The organism is Pseudoalteromonas sp. RB2-MNA-CIBAN-0110 (assembly GCF_040309305.1).
Taxonomy (GTDB): Bacteria; Pseudomonadota; Gammaproteobacteria; order Enterobacterales; family Alteromonadaceae; genus Pseudoalteromonas; species Pseudoalteromonas arctica.
Genome location: NZ_JBEOOQ010000028.1, coordinates 1 through 20,931, shown reverse-complemented (window position 1 = coordinate 20,931; position 20,931 = coordinate 1). Strand labels below are relative to the sequence as shown.

22 protein-coding genes are annotated in these 20,931 nt (G+C 39.1%); 13 read left to right on the top strand and 9 right to left on the bottom strand.

The features are described from left to right. Positions 1 to 153: 153 nt before the first annotated feature. The 4 genes from hemL to AAEY68_RS13880 all read right to left on the bottom strand — a co-directional run bounded on the left by hemL (position 154) and on the right by AAEY68_RS13880 (position 4,731). On the bottom strand, positions 154 to 1,434 hold the full coding sequence (gene hemL / locus AAEY68_RS13895; protein ID WP_024589288.1) for a glutamate-1-semialdehyde 2,1-aminomutase: 1,281 nt from the start codon (positions 1,432 to 1,434) through the stop codon (positions 154 to 156). 33 nt (positions 1,435 to 1,467) lie between these two features. Beyond that, complete coding sequence (locus tag AAEY68_RS13890; protein ID WP_007584862.1) at positions 1,468 to 2,484, bottom strand: aspartate carbamoyltransferase; 1,017 nt, start codon at positions 2,482 to 2,484, stop codon at positions 1,468 to 1,470. 114 nt (positions 2,485 to 2,598) lie between these two features. Beyond that, a complete protein-coding gene (locus AAEY68_RS13885) occupies positions 2,599 to 3,033 on the bottom strand; it encodes a CopD family protein (protein ID WP_007584864.1) in 435 nt (144 codons plus the stop codon). 15 nt (positions 3,034 to 3,048) lie between these two features. Then, entirely contained in the window at positions 3,049 to 4,731 is a 1,683-nt protein-coding gene (locus AAEY68_RS13880; protein WP_007584866.1) for a chloride channel protein, read from the bottom strand. 322 nt (positions 4,732 to 5,053) lie between these two features. On the opposite strand from AAEY68_RS13880, the gene erpA reads away from it, so the two are divergent. Next, positions 5,054 to 5,392, top strand: coding sequence for an iron-sulfur cluster insertion protein ErpA (gene erpA / locus AAEY68_RS13875; RefSeq protein ID WP_002958911.1), 339 nt, complete (start codon positions 5,054 to 5,056; stop codon positions 5,390 to 5,392). A 49-nt stretch (positions 5,393 to 5,441) separates the two neighbouring features. Here the strand turns inward: erpA and AAEY68_RS13870 are convergent, their stop codons facing one another. Continuing rightward, entirely contained in the window at positions 5,442 to 5,630 is a 189-nt protein-coding gene (locus tag AAEY68_RS13870; RefSeq protein WP_010555198.1) for a hypothetical protein, read from the bottom strand. A gap of 452 nt (positions 5,631 to 6,082) precedes the next feature. Between AAEY68_RS13870 and AAEY68_RS13865 the strand changes: the two genes are divergently transcribed. Next, entirely contained in the window at positions 6,083 to 6,322 is a 240-nt protein-coding gene (locus AAEY68_RS13865) for a helix-turn-helix domain-containing protein (RefSeq protein ID WP_007584874.1), read from the top strand. Positions 6,323 to 6,392: 70 nt separating this feature from the next. Here the strand turns inward: AAEY68_RS13865 and AAEY68_RS13860 are convergent, their stop codons facing one another. Genes AAEY68_RS13860 through AAEY68_RS13845 form a run of 4 tightly spaced genes read right to left on the bottom strand, consistent with a single transcriptional unit; the run spans position 6,393 to position 10,149 of the window. After that, positions 6,393 to 7,772 (bottom strand): AmpG family muropeptide MFS transporter, encoded by a 1,380-nt coding sequence (locus AAEY68_RS13860; RefSeq protein ID WP_350586140.1) that lies wholly within the window; start codon positions 7,770 to 7,772, stop codon positions 6,393 to 6,395. Positions 7,773 to 7,822: 50 nt separating this feature from the next. After that, on the bottom strand, positions 7,823 to 8,443 hold the full coding sequence (locus tag AAEY68_RS13855; protein ID WP_007584880.1) for a peptidylprolyl isomerase: 621 nt from the start codon (positions 8,441 to 8,443) through the stop codon (positions 7,823 to 7,825). A 2-nt stretch (positions 8,444 to 8,445) separates the two neighbouring features. Next, complete coding sequence (locus tag AAEY68_RS13850; RefSeq protein WP_024593502.1) at positions 8,446 to 9,006, bottom strand: YajG family lipoprotein; 561 nt, start codon at positions 9,004 to 9,006, stop codon at positions 8,446 to 8,448. Continuing rightward, on the bottom strand, positions 9,007 to 10,149 hold the full coding sequence (locus AAEY68_RS13845) for a methyltransferase (protein ID WP_010555194.1): 1,143 nt from the start codon (positions 10,147 to 10,149) through the stop codon (positions 9,007 to 9,009). Between the two features lie 42 nt (positions 10,150 to 10,191). Between AAEY68_RS13845 and AAEY68_RS13840 the strand changes: the two genes are divergently transcribed. The 11 genes from AAEY68_RS13840 to nqrM all read left to right on the top strand — a co-directional run bounded on the left by AAEY68_RS13840 (position 10,192) and on the right by nqrM (position 20,115). Then, the gene (locus AAEY68_RS13840; RefSeq protein ID WP_024593503.1) at positions 10,192 to 10,803 is read left to right on the top strand and encodes an alpha-ketoglutarate-dependent dioxygenase AlkB family protein; all 612 of its coding nucleotides are present in this window, start codon (positions 10,192 to 10,194) and stop codon (positions 10,801 to 10,803) included. 62 nt (positions 10,804 to 10,865) lie between these two features. After that, positions 10,866 to 11,177, top strand: a complete 312-nt coding sequence (locus AAEY68_RS13835; protein ID WP_007584885.1) for a BolA family protein — start codon at positions 10,866 to 10,868, stop codon at positions 11,175 to 11,177. 107 nt (positions 11,178 to 11,284) lie between these two features. Next, positions 11,285 to 12,478, top strand: a complete 1,194-nt coding sequence (gene fabV, locus AAEY68_RS13830; RefSeq protein WP_024593504.1) for an enoyl-ACP reductase FabV — start codon at positions 11,285 to 11,287, stop codon at positions 12,476 to 12,478. Positions 12,479 to 12,841: 363 nt separating this feature from the next. Then, positions 12,842 to 14,185: a Na(+)-translocating NADH-quinone reductase subunit A gene (locus tag AAEY68_RS13825; RefSeq protein WP_024593505.1), complete on the top strand. Its 1,344-nt coding sequence runs from the start codon at positions 12,842 to 12,844 to the stop codon at positions 14,183 to 14,185. Between the two features lie 4 nt (positions 14,186 to 14,189). Further along, a complete protein-coding gene (locus AAEY68_RS13820) occupies positions 14,190 to 15,392 on the top strand; it encodes an NADH:ubiquinone reductase (Na(+)-transporting) subunit B (protein WP_024593506.1) in 1,203 nt (400 codons plus the stop codon). Beyond that, the gene (locus tag AAEY68_RS13815; RefSeq protein ID WP_024593507.1) at positions 15,385 to 16,158 is read left to right on the top strand and encodes a Na(+)-translocating NADH-quinone reductase subunit C; all 774 of its coding nucleotides are present in this window, start codon (positions 15,385 to 15,387) and stop codon (positions 16,156 to 16,158) included. Before AAEY68_RS13820 ends, AAEY68_RS13815 begins: the two co-directional genes overlap by 8 nt. Further along, positions 16,158 to 16,790: an NADH:ubiquinone reductase (Na(+)-transporting) subunit D gene (locus AAEY68_RS13810; protein WP_024593508.1), complete on the top strand. Its 633-nt coding sequence runs from the start codon at positions 16,158 to 16,160 to the stop codon at positions 16,788 to 16,790. The genes AAEY68_RS13815 and AAEY68_RS13810 overlap by 1 nt, the downstream gene beginning before the upstream one ends. 10 nt (positions 16,791 to 16,800) lie before the next feature. Beyond that, positions 16,801 to 17,409, top strand: coding sequence for an NADH:ubiquinone reductase (Na(+)-transporting) subunit E (nqrE, locus tag AAEY68_RS13805; RefSeq protein WP_024593509.1), 609 nt, complete (start codon positions 16,801 to 16,803; stop codon positions 17,407 to 17,409). Positions 17,410 to 17,427: 18 nt separating this feature from the next. Beyond that, complete coding sequence (gene nqrF, locus AAEY68_RS13800) at positions 17,428 to 18,660, top strand: NADH:ubiquinone reductase (Na(+)-transporting) subunit F (RefSeq protein WP_024593510.1); 1,233 nt, start codon at positions 17,428 to 17,430, stop codon at positions 18,658 to 18,660. A gap of 109 nt (positions 18,661 to 18,769) precedes the next feature. Beyond that, the gene (locus tag AAEY68_RS13795) at positions 18,770 to 19,801 is read left to right on the top strand and encodes an FAD:protein FMN transferase (protein ID WP_024593511.1); all 1,032 of its coding nucleotides are present in this window, start codon (positions 18,770 to 18,772) and stop codon (positions 19,799 to 19,801) included. A 101-nt stretch (positions 19,802 to 19,902) separates the two neighbouring features. Beyond that, on the top strand, positions 19,903 to 20,115 hold the full coding sequence (nqrM, locus tag AAEY68_RS13790) for a (Na+)-NQR maturation NqrM (RefSeq protein ID WP_007376137.1): 213 nt from the start codon (positions 19,903 to 19,905) through the stop codon (positions 20,113 to 20,115). Positions 20,116 to 20,931 lie beyond the last annotated feature (816 nt).

Below are 20,931 nucleotides of genomic sequence, written 5' to 3'. Positions count from 1 at the left end.
AGGGTAAAGGTGAATAGACCTTGTTATGCTTAATTATCATTCATTTATAGTACTTTACAAATAAAAAAAGCCCTTTCGGGCTTTTTTCAATCTTTAGTCTTAATTACACACTGTAAAAACAAGCGCTTATAAAATATAAAAAGTAATTTTAACTTAAAGTTTAGCAAACGAGCGTTCTGCTGCCGCTATTGTTTCTTTTACTTCTTGCTCAGTATGCGCAGCACATACAAAACCAGCTTCAAATGCTGATGGAGCAAGGTACACACCTTCTTCAAGCATAAGGTGGAAAAAACGTTTGAAGCGCTCTAGGTCGCATTCAGTAGCTTGTTTGTATGTCGTTACTTTTTCAGCATCAGTAAAAAAGAATCCATACATGCCGCCAGCATAATTAGTTGTTAATGCAATGCCTGCTTTTTTAGCGCCAGCTTCAAAGCCTTCACAAATTGCTTTAGACGTTGCTTCTAACTTATCGTGTAGACCTGGCTCACATAATAGCTCAAGTGATTTTAAACCTGCAGCCATCGCAATAGGGTTACCAGAAAGAGTACCCGCTTGGTAAACAGGGCCCACAGGCGCAATGTAATCCATTATTTCGGTTTTACCACCAAATGCGCCAACAGGCATGCCGCCGCCAATGACTTTACCTAAACACGTAAGGTCTGGTTTAATGTTGTAATACGCTTGTGCGCCGCCAAGTGCAACACGAAAACCCGTCATTACTTCATCAAAAATAAGTACTGATTTATATTCGTCACACACATCACGCAAACCTTCTAAAAAGCCTGGCACTGGTGGAATGCAGTTCATGTTACCGGCTACTGGCTCTACAATAATACAGGCAATTTCGTCAGCATATTTTGCAAAAATAGCTTTTACTTCATCTAGGTTATTAAACGATACAGTAAGTGTATGCTTAGCAAAGTCCTCAGGAATACCAGGAGAATTAGGTACGCCCATTGTTAGTGCACCAGAGCCTGCCTTAACTAATAACGAGTCAGCATGGCCGTGGTAACAACCTTCAAATTTTAATATTTTATCGCGGCCGGTAAAGCCACGTGCTAAACGAATTGCACTCATTGTTGCTTCAGTGCCTGAGCTAACCATGCGTACTTTTTCGATTGATGGAACCAGCTCTTTTACTTTTTCAGCCATTAGTATTTCGGCTTCAGTTGGCGCGCCATAGCTAAGGCCATTTTCTACTGCTTCGTGCACGGCTTGTTTAATTGCAGGGTGGTTATGGCCCATGATCATAGGCCCCCAAGAGCCAACATAATCAATGTAACGATTACCGTCGGCATCAAATGTAAACGCGCCTTCTGCTTTTGTAATAAATAGCGGCGTACCGCCTACACCGTTAAAAGCACGAACTGGCGAGTTTACGCCACCTGGAATAGAGGCTTGAGCGCGTTCAAATAAGTCTTGGCTAATTGTCATGAAAAATCCTATAAATTGTCACTTAAAGAGGGTCTAGCTGTCGCGTTTGCGGCTAAACCAAGGTACGTCCACTTCATACTTATCGACTTTATTTTCTACGCCGAGTGTTAAAGCAAACAGTGCCATACGAATTAATACGCCATTTTGTACCTGGCGGAATATTGCTAAATTGTCGTTACTGTTTAAGTCGTTATCAAGCTCGTTGGCTTCTAAGCGACTATCACGTGGTAACGGATGCATTAATACAGAGTTAGGTTTGCAATGAGCGCTGTAAATAGATTGGCTAATTCTAAAACCGCCACGGTATTTATTTGCTTCTTCTTGTGAAGGAAAACGCTCTTCTTGAATACGTGTTTGGTAAACAATATCGGCGGCTAAATTACCTTCCATCTTGTTCACTAGCTCAATTTTGTGTCCTGCATTTTCTACGGCATCTAAAATGCTCGTTGGCATTTGTAGGCCATCAGGCGCGACCATCGAAAACTTTACGTTTTTATAATGGCACAATAGCTTTGATAGAGAATGCACTGTGCGACCATATTTTAAATCACCCACAAGCGCTATATGCATGCCATCAATATTTTGATCAAAACGGTGTAATTCACGCTCAATGGTTAATAAATCAAGTAATGCTTGAGTCGGGTGCTCATTTGGGCCGTCGCCGCCATTAATAACTGGCACAGTACAGCCATCAGCAAATTCACTTACTGAGCCTGCATCAGGGTGGCGCATAGCAACAGCATCGGCGTAAGCTGAAATAACGCGCGCGGTATCGTAAAGTGATTCACCTTTTGCAAGCGCTGAGCTTTGCATACCTGTAGTTTCACGTACACCACCGCCTAGTAAGTTAAAGGCTGTACCAAAGCTAACTCGCGTGCGAGTACTTGGTTCAAAAAACAAATTAGCTAAAATAGCGCCTTTAAGCACCGTTGTTTGCTTTTGTTTTTTAGCATAAGGCTCCATTTTTTTAGCTACTGCAAAAATACGTTCAATGCAGTCTCTGTCTAGCTGATTTACAGACAGTATATGTTCGCCTTGGAAACTTAACATGGGGTAATTCCTAATCAATCAAATGGGCGCGATAATCCATAAATGGAGCACGCAATCGCGCGTGTTATAGCAAGTATTGTAAATTGCAGCGCAGTTTAACATGCACCGAAACGCTTATAAATTAGGTTTTATTACCGCAAGTGCCACTATGATGAGCAGCGCAATAACAGGGAGCTCATTAAAAATACGGTAAAAGCGGTCTGTTTTAGTGTTTCGGTCATGTTTAAAGTCACTTAATAACTTAAAACAGTAGCCGTGGTATAGGTATAAAATAATTACCAGTACAAGTTTGTAATGTAGCCACATACTGTATTTAAACCAATCACGACCATATTCAACAATGGTTAACACACCAAATACAGCCGTTAAAACAGCAAATGGGGTTACGAAATAAAGTAACCTGCGCTCCATAACTTTAAGCATAGAGTTACATGATCTTTCTTCGCTCATTGCGTGATATACAAATAATCGAGGCAAGTAAAAAATACCGGCAAACCACGCAATCATAAAAAATATGTGGAGTGTTTTATAAATCAATAATGCGCTCATAATAGTCCTTATTGCTTAAAGTAAGCTGTTACGAATGGTTAAAATATGATGAATTTGATCCCAGCGTAATAGCCCCATAATTTGTTGATTATCTAAAAGGTTATAAACGTAAAGCGCGCCACTTCTTTTATCTTTTAGTATATCGAATGCATCGGCTAGAGTGGCTTGGCTGCTGATGCCCTGCAAGCTAATGTAATTTATATTTATTGCTTCATCAGACATTAGCGTTAAATCGTATTCAGCGAGGCGATAGCCATTTTCTTCGTCAAAAACAATCAAGGGTGTTTGGCTATCCATGGCATCAAGCGTATTTTTTATTTGCTCTTTATCGTCTGAGTAAAGCAATTTAAAGTCTTCATCCATATCATCCATTATTCCCACTTTTTGTAATGCTTCGGTAGCGGGAGATACATGGTACGGCAATCCCTGAAAATCTAATTGCTGCAAAAATATGGAGCGATTTCCAAAAAATTGTAATGCAGTTACATATGCAGTGGTTATAACTATCATCGCAGGAACGATTATTTCAGGTGATGATGTAAGCTCCATTACTGTTGTTAATGCAGCAAGTGGTGCATGCAGTGTAGCCGCTAATAATCCAGCCATACCTAAAACCCCATACGTACCCGCAATATCAGTACCCGGGCTAATATATTGAGCAAAAAAGGCCATTAATGTCCCAATTAATACACCAAGCCCAATTACAGGACCAATTAAACCGCCCGGAATACCCAAACCAATAGCAAACAATGTGGCAAGTAGTTTAGCGATTAAAATGGTAGTAAGCAGCTTTACGTTATCAGGAGATTCAACCGCGATAGTAATCGCACTCATACCAGAACCCATAGCATGAGGCACTGCGTAAGCTATTAAACTGGCAATACAGCCTGCGATTAGTAAACGAGGAAACATACTTAAAGGTTTAAATGTTTTAATAATTAGCATTAAGTTTTGATTAAAGCTAAATGCTATAGCGCCCAGCGCCATACCGCATAATATTAAATAAGGGTAATGCCAACCACTTAATGGCGCTATTGTAATGAGTGCAAGTTCAGAGCCTTCACCAAAAACAAACTGCGTAGCGAGTGCACCAGTAACAGCAGCAAGCATGATTGGCACAAATATGTGTACTTTATATTCTCGAAGTACCACTTCCATTACAAAAATAACGGCTGCAAGTGGGGTATTAAACGAAGCGGCTATACCTGCTGCAACGCCGCAACCACTTAAAGTACGCATGGCGTTATGCGGTAAATGTAGTTTATCCGCTAAAATACTCGCACCTGTTGCGCCCATATGTACGGAAGGCCCTTCTCGGCCAACTGAAAAACCGCTAATGAGTGCAAGTGCGCCACCAACAAATTGATTAACCGTATTGTATAAAGGCATTTGCCCGTAATGGCGTTTAATACGATGAATAACAAAAGGAATGCCTAAACGGTAATGTTTAAAGCCAGTAAATGCAGCAAAGCACGCAATTAAAAATGCGGCTATTAATGGCATTAAAACGCGTTCAAGAGTGGGTAGGGTAGTAAAGTCGTCAGGTGTTTCCAAAAATAAGCTTTGAAAAAACAAAATAGTTAAGCGAAATAAAATAATAAAAAATGCAGCAATTAATCCGGCAACTACGCCTAATAAGCATAATTGTACAGATGTTTTAGGTTTTGCCAGTCGACGCCTGAGTTGCTCAAGCCACATGCATTATTTCCTCGCCGCATTTTTCAGCAGCATTTTAGCAAAAGAGTTTAGTTAAGTCCTTGTGATTTTGAATTTTTCGTAACTTATATTAACAATTTGCAGTAAAGATTAAGACCTATTTTTTATAACTAAAATTTTTAATGAATTTATAGTTTACAAGGATCGCTTTTAGTTTGCTTAAGTATTATTTTAGTGAGCTAATGTTTAGCCACTTTTTTACTAATTTATAGGTATAACTTAGAGTAAAGAGTTGTTTTACTATACTTGATTAAAACACTCGGGTATTAGATAATCACGCCATTGCGATATTGAGGGTTTTAAAATGTCTGAAGAATTACCAATTAAGTTCAGCGATGCAGCTGCTGTTCGCGTTAAACAGTTAATCGACGAAGAAGAAAATCCAGATTTAAAACTGCGTGTTTATGTAACAGGTGGTGGTTGTTCTGGTTTTCAATATGGTTTTACTTTTGATGAAAAAGCGAATCCTGGCGATTTAGAAATTGTAAAAAATGGTGTAACACTCGTTATCGATCCAATGAGCATTCAATATTTGGTTGACGGTGAAGTTGATTACACTGAAGGATTAGAAGGCGCACGCTTTTTTGTATCTAATCCTAATGCAACAACAACCTGTGGTTGTGGTGCAAGCTTTAGCGTTTAACAGCCAAACGCTAAATAGAATGAAGCCGCTTTTGCGGCTTTTTTAATGCCTACAAATCGGTTGGGGCGTATTCGGTTATTTGCATTATCAATACAAAAAAGCCAAGTACAAAAGCAGAAAACGCTAAAATGTATATGAAGCCTTTTTTGCCTTGTTTAATTGGTACGCCGTTGTGGCGCAAAAAAAAGTACCAACCCAAGCACAACACAATCGGTAATAAAAAAAGAAGTCTGAACATTATTCGGCCTTTTTGGTGCTAATTATTGCTTAATCATAAACATGTGACGATAAATTGGAACAAAATTGTTATAAAAATTCATTTAAATATTTTATAACTAGAAATTAATTTATTAATACTTTTTGAGTACTTAGGTCAGTATTCAGCGTTTATAAATATTCACTCGTGTTCATATTTGTACCGAGTATGTAATTAGTTATTTAACCAAAGTGTTAATAGTATATAATGTATCCAAGAATGAGACGGGCAAAATTTCATTCTCAATAAAAACAAATCTTTACCACATTATTAGCGTAGTTTTTTAGCTATATTGGTGGAGTGAGTAGCAACACATGCTTTGTTAAGCAATAGCTTGCTATTGAAAATATAGTATGACTGCTTACTTGCCTACAGCTATTGATAGAGACTACTGCTTTAATAGGTACGTCAAATCATCTAGTAGGAGATGTAAAATGATGGGCAAAACAGTTTCTTCTGAAGAAAATGCAAAGCTAACAAAGTGGCTTAAAAGTAAGCGCCACGAAAAGGGTCATACAATGCGAAGCCTAGCACAAGTGCTGGGAACGCCTCATTCGTTTATCGGCAAGATTGAAAATCAAGAACGCCGTTTAGATGTGATTGAGTTTGTTCGTTATTGTACAGCTCTAGAAGTTGATCCACATGAAGCACTTAGCTTGCTAAAAGTAGATTAACTCAAACATTGCTTAGTACACTTTAAGGGGCACTTGATAGTGCTAAGCAATATGTTAATGCAGGGATGCATTAAATATTTTTATGATAATTTTTCTCAAGTTCATATAATTTATGCCTAATCAGGTATAAAAATATCAGCGAAGGTATAACCATCAAGGCTGTTAAAACAAAGAACATCGACCAATTTCCCATTAACCAATCATCAATTACTACACCACTGTAGCTCGAAAGTAACGTTCGTCCTAAATTCCCTAACGACGCCAGTAATGCATAGTGTGTTGCACTAAATGCTCTATCGCATAACATCGATATAAAGGCCACCATAGCGACCAGCGACCATGCTTGCGTAAACCCATCAATAACAATAGCAAAGGCATACAGTCTTAAATCAGGGCCAACTAAAGCAATCCACGAAAAGGCTAAGTTTGAGGCCGCCATCGCAATGCCACTAACAAATAAACCCTTAACAATGCCATATTTTTGATTAAATAAACTGCCAACAAAGGTAAATATGATTGTAAGTACGGCAGTACCTACCTTTGAAAATGTAGCTATATCGCTATTGCTAAAACCAATTTCTTTATAAAAAACAATCGACATTCGCCCTAAAAACGCTTCGCCTATTTTAAATAAGAAAATAAACGCAAGTAATGTCAGTGCCGTTTTAACGCCATTTTTAGTAAAAAAAGCTCTAAAGGGATCAATAACGGTTACCGCGAGCCACGCAACAGTTTTTGTAAGAGGGGTTTGTTTTGTAGAGGACAGTTTTTCAAGGTACACACGTTCAAGCTCGGCATGTACCGCTTCTCTATTTGATTCAGGCTCTTTTGCAAACAATGCTCCACTCATTAGCAGCAGCATTACAGCAGCTAAAAAGTAATAAATTTGTGGCCAGTCGAGCGAGGGGATATCAGCCATATAAAATGGAATTGCACCTAAAAGCGCATAACCTGTCCACCAACCCGACGTTGCCATGGCGGCTGCAGCGGTTGCTTTGTGTGATTCGTTTGCTTTAAGTGTGTCTATTCTGAATGCATCAATAGCAATGTCTTGAGTAGCCGAAGCAATGGCAATTAACAAACAAATTGCAGCAACAATTGCTAAATTAGCTTTTAAATCAAGCCCAGCTAATAATAAGGTGCCAATAAAAATAAAGCTCTGGCAAAATAGTATCCAACTACGACGTTGGCCTAGCCATTTATATAAAATAGGGAGTTTTGTACGATCGATTAAAGGCGACCATAAAAAATTTATACTGTAAGCGCCAAATACAATGCCGAATAGGCCAATCATGCTGCGGCTTAGCCCTTCATCCTTTAGCCAAGCCGACATAACAGAGCCAATTAATACCCACGGAAAACCGCTACTCATACCAAATATAAAAATATGGATTAAGCGTTTGTCTTTAAAGTAAGAAAAATATTCGCTAATAGAGAGAGATTTGCTCATAGGGCCTTCATTGGCTTTGATGCAGAGCAGCTAAGCTGCTCTTAAATAAATTACAGTGGAACTTGTTCAAGCATTTTAATATTTAAGATGATCACCGGTTTTTTAGGAACAAAATCGTAACCAATCTTTTCATTAAACCCTGTTTCAACAGCCATGATCTTATCAAGGGTATCGTAGCCATCCATTACATTACCAAATACTGCAAAACCCCAATCTTTCCCTGGATTTAAGTGATCATTATTATCCATGTTAAAAAAGAATTGGCGTGTTCCCGAGTGCGGTTCACGGTCCTGATACGCCATAGCAATGCTATACATATCATTTTTCATACCGTTACCGCTTTCATTAAAAATAGGGTCATTTTCGTGTAAGCCGTCGTAATCTTTATCGTAACCACCACCTTGAATAACAAAGTCGCGGTCATTTTCCACATCGCGCTCAATACGATGAAAAACACTGCCTTGATAGCTCTTATCTGACACGTAAGTTAAAAAGTTATTGACCGTAATGGGTGCTTTTGAACGGTCCAGTTCAACAACAATACTGCCCATCGTTGTTACGATTTCGACGCGTGGAAAAATATTGTCTTTTTGCACAAAGCGGCCTTCTTGGGCTGCCAAGCTACTTACACTAAAAAATAGGCCTAAGCAGATTAAAAAAAGTCGTTTCATAGTTAACCTTCTAAAAATTCTATTAATTCAGGGTCAGATACAATGCGGGTAATAATTTGCTCAGTCAACTTATTGAGCTGACCTTCTATTTTTACTCGCTCGTGACTAAACGGACCTTCTAAATTAGCACTGCCTCTATACACTTTACTAAAATTACTTGAGGCGCGAATAACGCGCACGCCAAGCTCTATATGGGCTTCGCTGGTATGGCTCACAAGTTTTTCGGTCACAACAGCCTGCAGTGCATGAATATCTACTTCAAAGCGAACAGTTGCCAAGTTAGAAATGCTGGCACCATTGCGGCTAAGGGCGCTGTCTAAAACACTTTTAACTGATTCAGTAAGGCCTTGGCTTGCAAAGGTTTTAGTTTTGTCTGATTCAATAAGTTTAAGTGTTGATGAGTCGCCACGTAAATCAATTACGCTGGTGCTTAAGCTACTATTTATAGTGCTTATTTGACCACTTTTATAAACAGGATTGAGGATTACTTGGCTAGGCTGATTAGCGCAGCCACCAAGTAGTAGCAATATACAACACCCAATTATAATGTTTGTTAATTTCATTTATAGCATTCCACTATTTTTAGTTGCGCTTAAAACGACAAACTTTTTGTTTGAACCTAGCAGCTTACAGTTACCAAACATACGGTTTAATTTATCGTGATAATCTAAATGACGATTACCAATAATACGCAGCTCACCGCCTTCTTTTAAAGTATCTTTTGCTTGTTTAAACATTTGCCAAGCAATGTGATCGGTAACAGCTTGAGCTTGGTGAAATGGAGGATTGCAAAGCACCATATCCACACTGTCTCTTTCAAAGCCTGTTAAACAGTCGTTTTCGATAAATTCACAGTTATCAAACTTATCGCCTAGGTTAATTTCTACATTTAACCGGGCTGACTCTACTGCCATGTAAGACTCATCAACAAAGGTAATTGATGCATTGGGGCAACGAGCAAGCGTCATTAATCCAACAACGCCGTTACCACAGCCTAAATCAATAATGCTTTTAGCTTTTGGTGTTTCTGGTAAGTAGTTAAAAAAGAAGCGAGCACCAATATCTAACGAATCACGCGAAAACACATTTGCATGATTTGTTATATTAAACTCAGTACCTTCAAGCTCCCATGTTATAGGGAAGTCTGCTGCTTTATATCCGCCTTTAGCTGTGCTTAATATAAGACGAGACTTTTTAACTGCTAGGCTTGTTGTTGTTTCACCAATAAATTGCTCAAATGATTTTATTGTTGAATTATGAATTTCTTTTGTTTTACCTGCGGCAATTACTGGCGTACCAGGTGCAAGTACTTCACTGAGTTCACTTAATTGGAACTGTAAAAAACCTACATTACGAGGGATTTTAATAAGTACTAAATCTACATCCTCTGGTAATGCCGACAAACTATCTACTTGCGTAAACTCTGCTGTAGGCAGCTTGTTTTCTTGTAAGTTATAAGCCGCAGCTTGGTGGCTAATATAAGAATCATTAACTGAACAAACCGTTAACTTATTAAAATAACAAGCAAGTGCACCAAAGCTATCGTTTAAAATAAGCAATGAGCGACAATCTGGGTGATGTTCGTTAACATAATTGATAAGGTACTCATCTGCCGAATCCCACGCTTGTAAGCTGCGGTTTTTTTGATCCAATGGAAAGCGTTCAAGAGTAAAGGTTTTATCGCCTAGCTGGGCTTGCGTCGTCATAATGGTTCGTTGATCAGTAATCTAATGTAGGTAAATTCTAACATGCAACGGCAAAACGCCAACCCCCAACAGTTACCAAATGGCTTTTCTTATCAAAGTAGGGCACTTAGTGCACAAAAAAGCCTCGATCTATTTTATTATTTGCAAAAAAACCTACGTTGGCAGCAACCCGATGTAACCGTTTATGGCAAAACGGGGCCTATTCCACGACTGCAATGTTTCATGAGTGATTTAAATATTGAATACGGCTATTCAAGTAGTAAGCAAATAGTAGAACCATGGGATGAATTGTTACTTAATATGCGAAAGCGTTTAGAAGCACATTTAAACCAGCCTCTAAACTCATTGCTCGTTAATTATTACCGAGATGGTAATGATACGATGGGATGGCACAGTGATGATGAAATAGAGCTTGGTGATAAACCAACAATTGTGTGTGTCTCTCTAGGAGCTGATCGTGTTTTAAAGTTAAAGCACAAGGCGAGCAATAAAGTAACTGACTTAAAATTACAAAGTGGCAGCTGTTTAATAATGAATGAACATAGCCAACGAGACTATCAACATGCAATACCTAAGCAAACCACGCTTGCGCATCCGCGAATAAGTTTAACTTACCGATTTATAAAGCACATTAAGCAAAAGCAATTTAGTTAGCCAATCACTGCGTTAAATTGTTATAGTAAGTGTATAAATTAGCTAATTAAAACGGTCTTTTTATGTCAATGCAGCAACAGATCCAAGAAAAAATAAGCAACGCCATTGCGTGTAAACATTTAAACGTGATTAACGAAAGCCATATGCACAGTGCTGGCACTGAATCACACTTTAAAGTAGTAGTGGTTAGCGAAGGTTTTGCGGGTAAGCGTTTATTACAACGTCATCGCGAAATTAATGAAATTTTAAAAGATGAGTTAGCAAATCATATTCATGCACTCGCTATTCATACATATACACCCGATGAGTATGCAGAGCAGGGCGGTGAAGCGCCTGATTCACCTAATTGTATGGGTGGCTCTAAAATTAGCTAAGTAATGTTTTAGAGTATTTGATGAGTGTTTAACTGATCAGATCAGTGTTTTTAGTATTAGCCTTTAAACTAGCGCTAATTTTTATTGTAAAAGATATAGGATGATCAATGGTCATTAAGCCTAAAATTCGTGGATTTATCTGCACAAACGCACACCCAGCTGGTTGTGCAGAGCATGTTCAAGAACAAATTAACTATGTAAAACAACAAGGCGCATTAAAAAGTGCACCAAAAAATGTATTAGTTATTGGCGCATCAACAGGCTACGGCTTGGCATCGCGCATTACTGCTGCGTTTGGTGGTGGTGCTAAAACATTAGGTATTTTCTTTGAAAAAGAAGGTACAGATCGTAAAACAGGTTCTGCTGGTTGGTACAATACCGCTGCTTTTCAAGAAGCTGCAGACGAAGCAGGTCTTTGGTCTAAAAATATTAATGGCGATGCGTTTTCTAACGAAATCAAGCAAAAAGCAATCGACACTATTAAAGCAGATTTGGGTAAAGTAGATTGTATTATTTACAGCCTAGCGTCTCCGCGTCGTACTGATCCAAATACAGGCGAAGTGTTCTCATCTACACTTAAGCCAATAGGTAATGCAGTAACCACTAAAAACTTAAATACATCAAAGCGTGAAATTGATGAAATTACGGTTGAAGCTGCAAATCAAGACGATATCGACAACACTATTAAAGTAATGGGTGGTGAAGATTGGGAAATGTGGATTGACGCATTAAAAGAAGCGGATGTATTAGCCGATAACTTTAAAACTACAGCGTATACTTATATTGGTAAAGAGCTAACATGGCCAATATACGGACACGCTACTATTGGTAAAGCTAAAGAAGATTTAGACCGTGCAACGGCTGCTATTAAAGAATCGACAAAAGATTTAAATGGTGAGGCGTATGTTTCATCACTTAATGCAGTAGTGACACAAGCAAGTTCTGCTATTCCTATTATGCCGTTATATATTTCTGCTTTATTTAAAGTTATGAAAGCAGATGGTACGTATGAAGGCACCATTGAGCAAATTCACGCATTATTTAGTGAAAACCTATATGGTGAATCGCCTCGCTTTGACGACGGTGGGCATTTATTCCAAAACTATAAAGAGCTAGAAGTCGATGTGCAAGCACGCGTTCAAGCTGTATGGGATAGTGTTGATACAAGCAGCATTGATGAGCTAACAGACTATGTTGGTTACCATAATGAGTTTTTACGCTTATTTGGTTTTGGTATAGACGGTGTTGACTACGATCAAGACATAGATTCAGTTAAGCCAATTGCTAATATGATTGACTAACAGAATTTAGTTATAAAAAGCCGCAATAGCGGCTTTTTTTGTGTGACGTAACTTGTTTAATTTACGATGAAATCAGGAACGATAATTGCTTAGGCTACCACTTTGGTCTAGCTTGATTTTTATTAAAGTCACTTAACAAAACTAAATAAGTGTTTCTGTCGTATAATTTTCATAAATACACTCGCATAGTCATCTAAAATAATGTTAAAATCTCGGCAATATGTGATGAGTTTTACTACGTTGCTTGTTTGATATATCTAGCAAGCTGCTCTTTTGTACCTTGATATAACTTGGAATAATTCAAATGGCGACGTGGTTGATACGATTTTTCAGTTTCTTTCCTTTAATGTAGTGCAAGTGCGTATGATCAATATAAAAAAAGGTCTGGATTTACCCTTAGAGGGCTCGCCACAGCAAGTTATACATGACGGTTCTACTGTCAAACGTGTAGCTGTGCTTGGTGAAGAGTTTATCGGTATGCGTCCAACCATGCATGTTCGTGTGGATGACCAAGTCAAAAAAGGCCAGGTACTTTTTGAAGATAAAAAGAACCCAGGCGTCCTATTTACTGCTCCAGCTTCTGGCACAGTAAAAGAAATAAATCGTGGTGCTAAACGTGTGCTGCAATCTGTTGTTATTGAAGTAGCAGGCAGTGAGCAAATCACCTTTGACTCTTTCAAAGCAGACGAGCTTGCGAGCTTAGAGCGTGAAAAAGCCAAAGAAGTACTTATCCAGTCTGGTCAATGGACAGCACTTCGTGTTCGCCCATTCAGTAAAGTAGCTGCTGTGGATGCAAATCCTAGTTCTATCTTTGTGACCGCAACTGACACAAACCCATTAGCTGCAGATCCTGCGGTGATAATTGCCGAAAATGCGCAAGCATTTGAAGCGGGTCTTGCTGTTGTTTCGCGTTTGACCGATGGTAAAGTATTTGTGTGTAAAAAAGCAGGCAGCCAAATCCCTAGCTCATCTATAGCTCAAGTAGAAGTACATGAGTTTAGTGGTGTGCACCCGGCTGGCCTCGTTGGCACTCATATCCATCATCTTGATGCAGTTTCTGTTAGCAAACAAGTTTGGCATATTGGTTACCAAGACGTTATTGCGTTTGGTCACTTATTCCTTACTGGTGAAATTTACACAAATCGTGTTATTTCGCTTGCAGGTCCTCGCGTTAAAAATCCACGTTTAGTGAAAACACAATTAGGTGCTTCATTGGATGATTTAGTGGCTGGTGAACTAGAAGACGGAGATAACCGCGTTATTTCTGGTTCTGTTTTATCTGGTTCTATTTCAAACGGTGTTCATGCATTCTTAGGTCGTTACCACGTTCAAGTATCTGTTTTACTTGAAGGTCGCGAAAAAGAATTGTTTGGCTGGATTGCACCAGGTAGTGATAAATTCTCTGTAACGCGCACATTCCTTTCTCACCTTGCGCCGAGTCGTTTATTTAAAATGACAACGTCAACAGGTGGTTCAAAACGTGCCATGGTACCAATTGGCAGCTACGAGCGCGTAATGCCGCTAGATATTTTGCCTACTCTATTATTACGTGACTTAATTGCACGCGATTTAGACAGTGCAATTTCATTGGGCGCGCTTGAACTTGATGAAGAAGATTTAGCGTTATGTACCTTCGTTTGTCCAGGCAAATACGAGTATGGTTCTATCCTACGCGATTGCTTAACTACGATCGAGAAGGAAGGCTAGAGAGATGGGTTTAAAAAAATATCTAGAAGATATCGAGCCGAATTTTGAAGCCGGTGGTAAATATGAGAAGTTTTATGCACTGTATGAAGCAGCTGCAACTATTTTTTATACACCAGGCTACGTAAATAAAGGCGCGACACACGTACGCGATAACATCGACCTAAAACGCATGATGATTTTAGTGTGGATGGCAACGTTCCCTGCTATGTTTTTTGGTATGTTCAATATTGGTCATCAGGCCGCCGGTGCTTTAGCACAAGGTTTTGAACTAGCTAATATATGGCAAGTTGATTTGTTTCAACTGTTAGGCGGTCAATTAACCGCTGATGCAGGTTGGGGCGCTAAGATGTTCTATGGAGCATGTTTCTTCCTACCTATCTACGCGGTAACATTTGCAGTAGGCGGCTTTTGGGAAGTAATATTTGCTTCTGTGCGTAAACACGAAATTAACGAAGGTTTCTTCGTAACATCAGTGTTATTTGCACTTATTTTGCCTGCAACAATTCCTTTATGGCAAGTTGCGTTAGGTATTACATTTGGTGTAGTAATCGCTAAAGAAATCTTTGGTGGTACTGGCCGTAACTTCTTAAACCCTGCTTTAGCCGGCCGTGCATTTTTGTTCTTTGCATACCCAGCTCAAATCTCGGGTGACACAGTATGGACAGCAGTAGATTCTTTCTCTGGTGCAACTATGCTAGGCCAAGCTTTCATCGGGCAACTAGACTTTGCAAACATGGAATTATGGTGGAATGCGTTTTACGGTTTCATTCAAGGTTCTGTAGGTGAAACATCTACACTTGCATTGTTAGTAGGTGGTTTATTCTTAATTTACGTTCGTATCGCTTCTTGGCGCATCGTACTAGGTGTATTCCTAGGTATGGTAGCAACTGCATTTTTACTAAATGCTGTTGGCTCAGAAACTAACCCTGTATTTGCAATGCCTTGGTATTGGCATTTAGTACTAGGTGGCTTTGCGTTTGGTATGTTCTTTATGGCTACTGACCCTGTATCAGCTGCATTTACTGACAAAGGTAAATTGGCATATGGTCTATTGATTGGCTTTATGGTGGTTATGATACGTGTTGTGAATCCTGCTTTCCCAGAAGGTATGATGCTAGCAATCTTGTTTGCTAACTTATTCGCTCCACTGTTCGATCACTTTGTAGTGCAGGCTAATATTAAGCGGAGGTTGGCACGTAATGTCTAGTAATAACGAATCAATCGGTAAAACGTTATCAGTTGTTGTAGCACTATGTTTAGTGTGTGCAATCATTGTATCGTTTGCTGCTGTACAGCTTCGTCCTTTACAGCAAGCTAATAAAGCGAAAGATATTCAAAGTAATATCTTAGTTGCAGCGGGAATCGGAAAAGTTGAAAATGTTTCTGAAACATTCAACAACAAAATCGAAGTACGCTTAGTTAATATGAAAACGGGTGAGTCTTTTGCAAGCGACTCAAGTGAAGAAGTTCAGGCTAAGGTTAATGCATTTGACTTTGAAAAAAGTAAATTCGACCCTAAGCTAAGCTTTGCACTTGCTGAAAAAGGCATTACTGACGTTGCGGGCATTCAGCGCGTAACAACAGAAGCACCTGTATACATCTCTAGAGCAGATAATGGGTCAGTTGACACTATTATTGTTCCTATTCAGGGTTACGGTTTATGGGGATTAATGTATGGTTTCCTTTCGCTTGAAAACGATGGCGAAACAATCAAAAACATTATCTTTTATAAGCATGGTGAAACACCTGGTTTAGGTGGCGAAATCCAAAATCCACAGTGGACTGCAAAATGGGACGGTAAAGAATTACCTATCGATGTTGTAAAAAGTGGCGCTAGCAATGAGCATCAAATTGATGGTCTATCGGGTGCAACTTTAACGTCTAATGGTGTTGATAATACAGTTGACTTTTGGACTGGTGAAAATGGCTTTGGTCCATTCCTTGCGGAAGTACGTAAAGGAGCATTGAAATAATGGCTGATACTAAAGAAATGAAAGCGGTCCTATTTGGTCCGGTTTTAGCTAACAACCCAATCGCACTACAAGTACTTGGTATTTGTTCTGCGCTGGCGGTAACGTCTAGCTTAAAAAATGCGTTAATCATGTCAATTGCATTGACATTAGTAACTGCATTTTCGAGCTTCTTTATCTCGCTTATTCGTAACCAGATCCCATCATCTGTACGTATCATCGTACAAATGACAATTATTGCATCACTGGTAATCGTTGTTGACCAAGTATTACAAGCATTTTCTTACGCTACGGCAAAAGAGCTTTCTGTATTTATCGGTCTAATTATTACTAACTGTATTGTAATGGGTCGTGCTGAAGCATATGCGATGAAGTCGCCACCAATCATGTCTTTCCTTGACGGTATTGGTAACGGTTTAGGTTATTCAGTAGTACTACTTACCGTTGGTTTCATTCGTGAGCTATTTGGTAAGGGTTCACTATTCGGTGTTGATATTATCCCATTAGTACAAAATGGCGGTTGGTATCAGCCTATGGGTCTATTGATATTACCACCGAGTGCATTCTTCATCATTGGTTTATTCATATGGGTACTTCGTACTTATAAGAAAGACCAAGTAGAAGCTAAAGCGTAAGGGGCACACAGTGGAACATTATATTAGTTTATTTGTAAAAGCCGTTTTTATTGAAAACTTAGCGTTGTCATTCTTCTTGGGCATGTGTACTTTTTTAGCAGTATCTAAAAAAGTAACTACATCAATTGGCCTAGGTATAGCGGTTATTGTTGTATTAGGTATTTCAGTACCAGTTAACAACTTAGTTTACCATGCAGTGCTAGCGCCAGGTTCACTTACGTGGCTTGGTTACCCAGATGCAGACCTTAGTTTTTTACGTTTCTTGACTTTCATTGGTGTTATTGCAGCACTAGTGCAAATATTGGAAATGGCATTAGATAAGTTCTTCCCTGCACTATACAACGCATTAGGTATCTTCTTGCCACTTATCACAGTTAACTGTGCAATTTTTGGTGCGGTATCATTCATGGTTGAGCGTAACTATAACTTCGGCGAGTCTGTTGTTTATGGTATTGGCGCTGGTGTTGGTTGGGCACTTGCAATTACATTACTTGCAGGTATCCGTGAGAAACTGAAATATTCAGACGTACCAGATGGCTTACGTGGTTTAGGTATTACCTTTATTACTGTTGGCTTAATGGCTCTTGGCTTTATGTCATTCTCTGGTATTTCACTGTAAAGGTAGCGAGGATAAATCATGGGTTATACTGATATTTTCTTAGGAGTTGGTGTTTTTATCGCTATCGTTGTACTACTAGTTTTAGTGATTATTGGTGCTAAATCTCAGTTAGTTGCAAGCGGTGACATCATCATCGGTATTAATGGCGATAAAGATAAAGCCATTACTACCTCAGCAGGTAATAAGCTTTTAAGTGCATTATCTGAATCAGGTATTTTCGTATCTTCTGCATGTGGTGGCGGTGGCTCTTGTGGTCAGTGTCGTGTACACATTAAAGAAGGTGGCGGCGATATTCTGCCAACTGAACTTGATCACATTTCTAAAGGTGAAGCCCGTGAAGGCTGTCGTTTAGCGTGTCAGGTAAATGTTAAAAACGACATGGAGATTGAGCTTGAAGAGTCAATTTTCGGTGTTAAAAAATGGGACTGTGAAGTTATCTCTAACGATAACAAAGCAACCTTCATTAAAGAACTTAAACTGCAAATCCCTGGTGATGAGTCAGTGCCTTTCCGTGCGGGTGGTTACATCCAAATCGAAGCGCCACCTCATCATGTTAAATATGCAGATTTCGATGTTCCTGAAGAATATCGTGGCGATTGGAACCATTTTGGTTTCTTCGATCTGGAGTCAAAAGTAGACGAAGAAACAATTCGTGCATACTCAATGGCTAACTATCCAGAAGAAGAAGGCATCATTATGCTTAACGTGCGTATTGCTGCTCCGCCTCCAAGAAACCTAAGCTTGCCATGTGGTAAAATGTCTTCGTACATTTGGTCACTTACAAAAGGCGATAAGGTAACTATTTCAGGTCCATTTGGTGAGTTCTTTGCTAAAGACACAGATGCAGAAATGATCTTTGTTGGTGGTGGTGCTGGTATGGCGCCAATGCGTTCACATATCTTTGACCAACTTAAACGTTTGAACTCTAAACGTAAGATGAGCTTTTGGTATGGTGCACGTTCTGAACGTGAAATGTTCTACGTAGAAGATTTTGACGGCTTAGCCGCTGAAAATCCTAATTTCGTATGGCATACAGCACTTTCAGATCCACAACCTGAAGATAACTGGGAAGGCTATACTGGCTTTATCCATAACGTGTTATTTGAGAACTATCTTAAAGATCACGAAGCGCCGGAAGATTGTGAGTACTACATGTGTGGTCCTCCAATGATGAACGCGGCAGTTATTACTATGCTTAAAGATTTAGGTGTTGAAGACGAAAATATCTTACTAGATGACTTCGGTGGCTAACACTAATACCAAAACAGTTTAGTTTTGGTTAAAATACCAGCCTCGTAGCACTTGTGTTACGAGGCTTTTTTTATTCTTTAATTTTATCAATCTATTAAGTAGAGCTGTTATGAATCGAGTAAGTACTTCACAAGGCATAATGGCCTTTTTACTAATCACACTGACCTTATTACTGTCTGGGTGTGGTGAAAAACCAGAGTCGAGGGAAACCTTTTTAGAAGGTAAGACTATGGGCACCACTTATCATATTAAATATTACGATGAGCAGGGCCAGCTATCAGCTTCACAATTACAGCTGCAAATAGACGCTGTTTTAAAAGATGTGAATCAGTCTATGTCTACTTACATAGAAGACTCTGAAATAAATATATTTAACAGATTACCAGCAAATCAAGTTATGCCAATTAGCGAAGATTTTAGGGCTGTTATCAGCGAGTCTATTCGCTTAGGCGAATCAACTAAAACACTCGATGTCACTATGGGGCCTTTAATTGATTTATGGGGCTTTGGTCCTGATAAAAAACCAACCAATCGCCCAAGTGATGAAGCGCTTGCAACTATGCTCGAAAAAATAGGTATTGATAAACTTATTTTAGATGAGCAAGGACTGTCTAAAACAGTTAATGGGTTAGAGCTTTCGTTTTCGGCAACGGCTAAAGGCTATGGTATTGATAAAGTAGCGCAGTTATTAGAAAGCCATAGTATTACCAATTACATGGTTGAGATTGGTGGAGAGCTGCGTATAGCAGGTGAAAAGCCAAATAATCAGGATTGGAAAATTGCGATTGAGCAACCAGATGCGCAACCTGGAGAGCGAAAGGTACACCGTGTTTTATCGCCAGGTACAAACGGTATTGCTACGTCAGGTGATTACCGTATTTTTTATAAAATGGATGGCGAGATCTATACTCATTTAATTGATCCCGTGACCGGCATGCCTATTAAGCACGACTTAGTGTCGGTAACTGTGCTTCATCCAAGCGCTATGACGGCAGATGGTTTAGCGACTGCACTTACTGTGATGGGTATGGAAAAAGCGCAAGCATACGCTCAGCAGCACGATTTACCGGTATACTTAATAGGTAAATCAAATGAGGGTTTAGTTACTTATTCAAGCCCTGCATTTAAACCTTATTTGTAGTATGGTGCTGGCTTGTTTATTTTCGCGTTATTTGGGTATATAATAGCAGTCGCTCAAAAATGTTTGAGTTTAATTAATTGCTGATCAATAGGGGCTAAGCAATGTCACTTTTTCTTCTTACTTTTGGCTTACTAATTTTGATAGTTTCGGCTATGGCCGTTGGTATGATCGTGCAAAAAAAATCTATGGCAAGCAGCTGTGGTGGTTTAGGTTCGGTTGGTATTGATAAAGCCTGTGATTGCGATGATCCATGTGATAAACGCAAAAACCGTTTAGCTAAAGAGCAAGCCTGGAAAGAAAACCAAATTATTTAAGCCCGCCTTAAATATTAAAAAGCGCTTTATAGCGCTTTTTTTGTGTCTGTAAAACTGCTTAACTCGATAGCTTCTAAAGTAATCCAATCTTAATGTATTAGACAAACGTCTATAGTTTAGTTTTTTTCACCTATTAGGTTTATTTTTCTCGTTTGTCAAATTGGAGCTAACACTCTAAAGTTTAACCATAGACACAGAGCAAGGCTCTCGTCATAAGCTTGAGGCAAGTTAGCCTCGCTTAAAAGAATCTTTATATTGTGTGTGAAGATGTTGTCAGTGTAAAAGGCAACTCAAATTCGGTGGATTCACTTCTACAGAAAAGAGTTTGAGTTGTTTTTATTTCCTTTCAATACCACGTAATGTAAACCAAGAATCTTTATATTGTGTGTGAAGATGTTGTCAGTGTGAAAGGCAACTCAAGTTCGGTGGATTTACTTCCATAAAGAACGAGTTTGAGTTGTTTTTATTTCCTTTCAATACCACGCAGTGTAAACCAAGAATCTTTATATTGTGTGTGAAGATGTTGTCAGTGTGAAAGGCGGCTCAATTTCGGTGGTGACTGAATTTGAGCTGTTTTTATTTCCTTGCAATTGCCACGCAGTGTAAACCAAGAATCTTTATATTGTGTGTGAAGATGTTGTCAGTGTGAAAGGCAACTCAAATCCGGTGGATTCACTTCCATAAAGAACGAGTTTGAGTTGTTTTTATTTCCTTTCAATGCCACGTAATGTAAACCAAAAATCTTTATATTGTGTGTGAAGATGTTGTCAGTGTGAAAGGCGGCTCAATTTCGGTGGTGACTGAATTTGAGCTGTT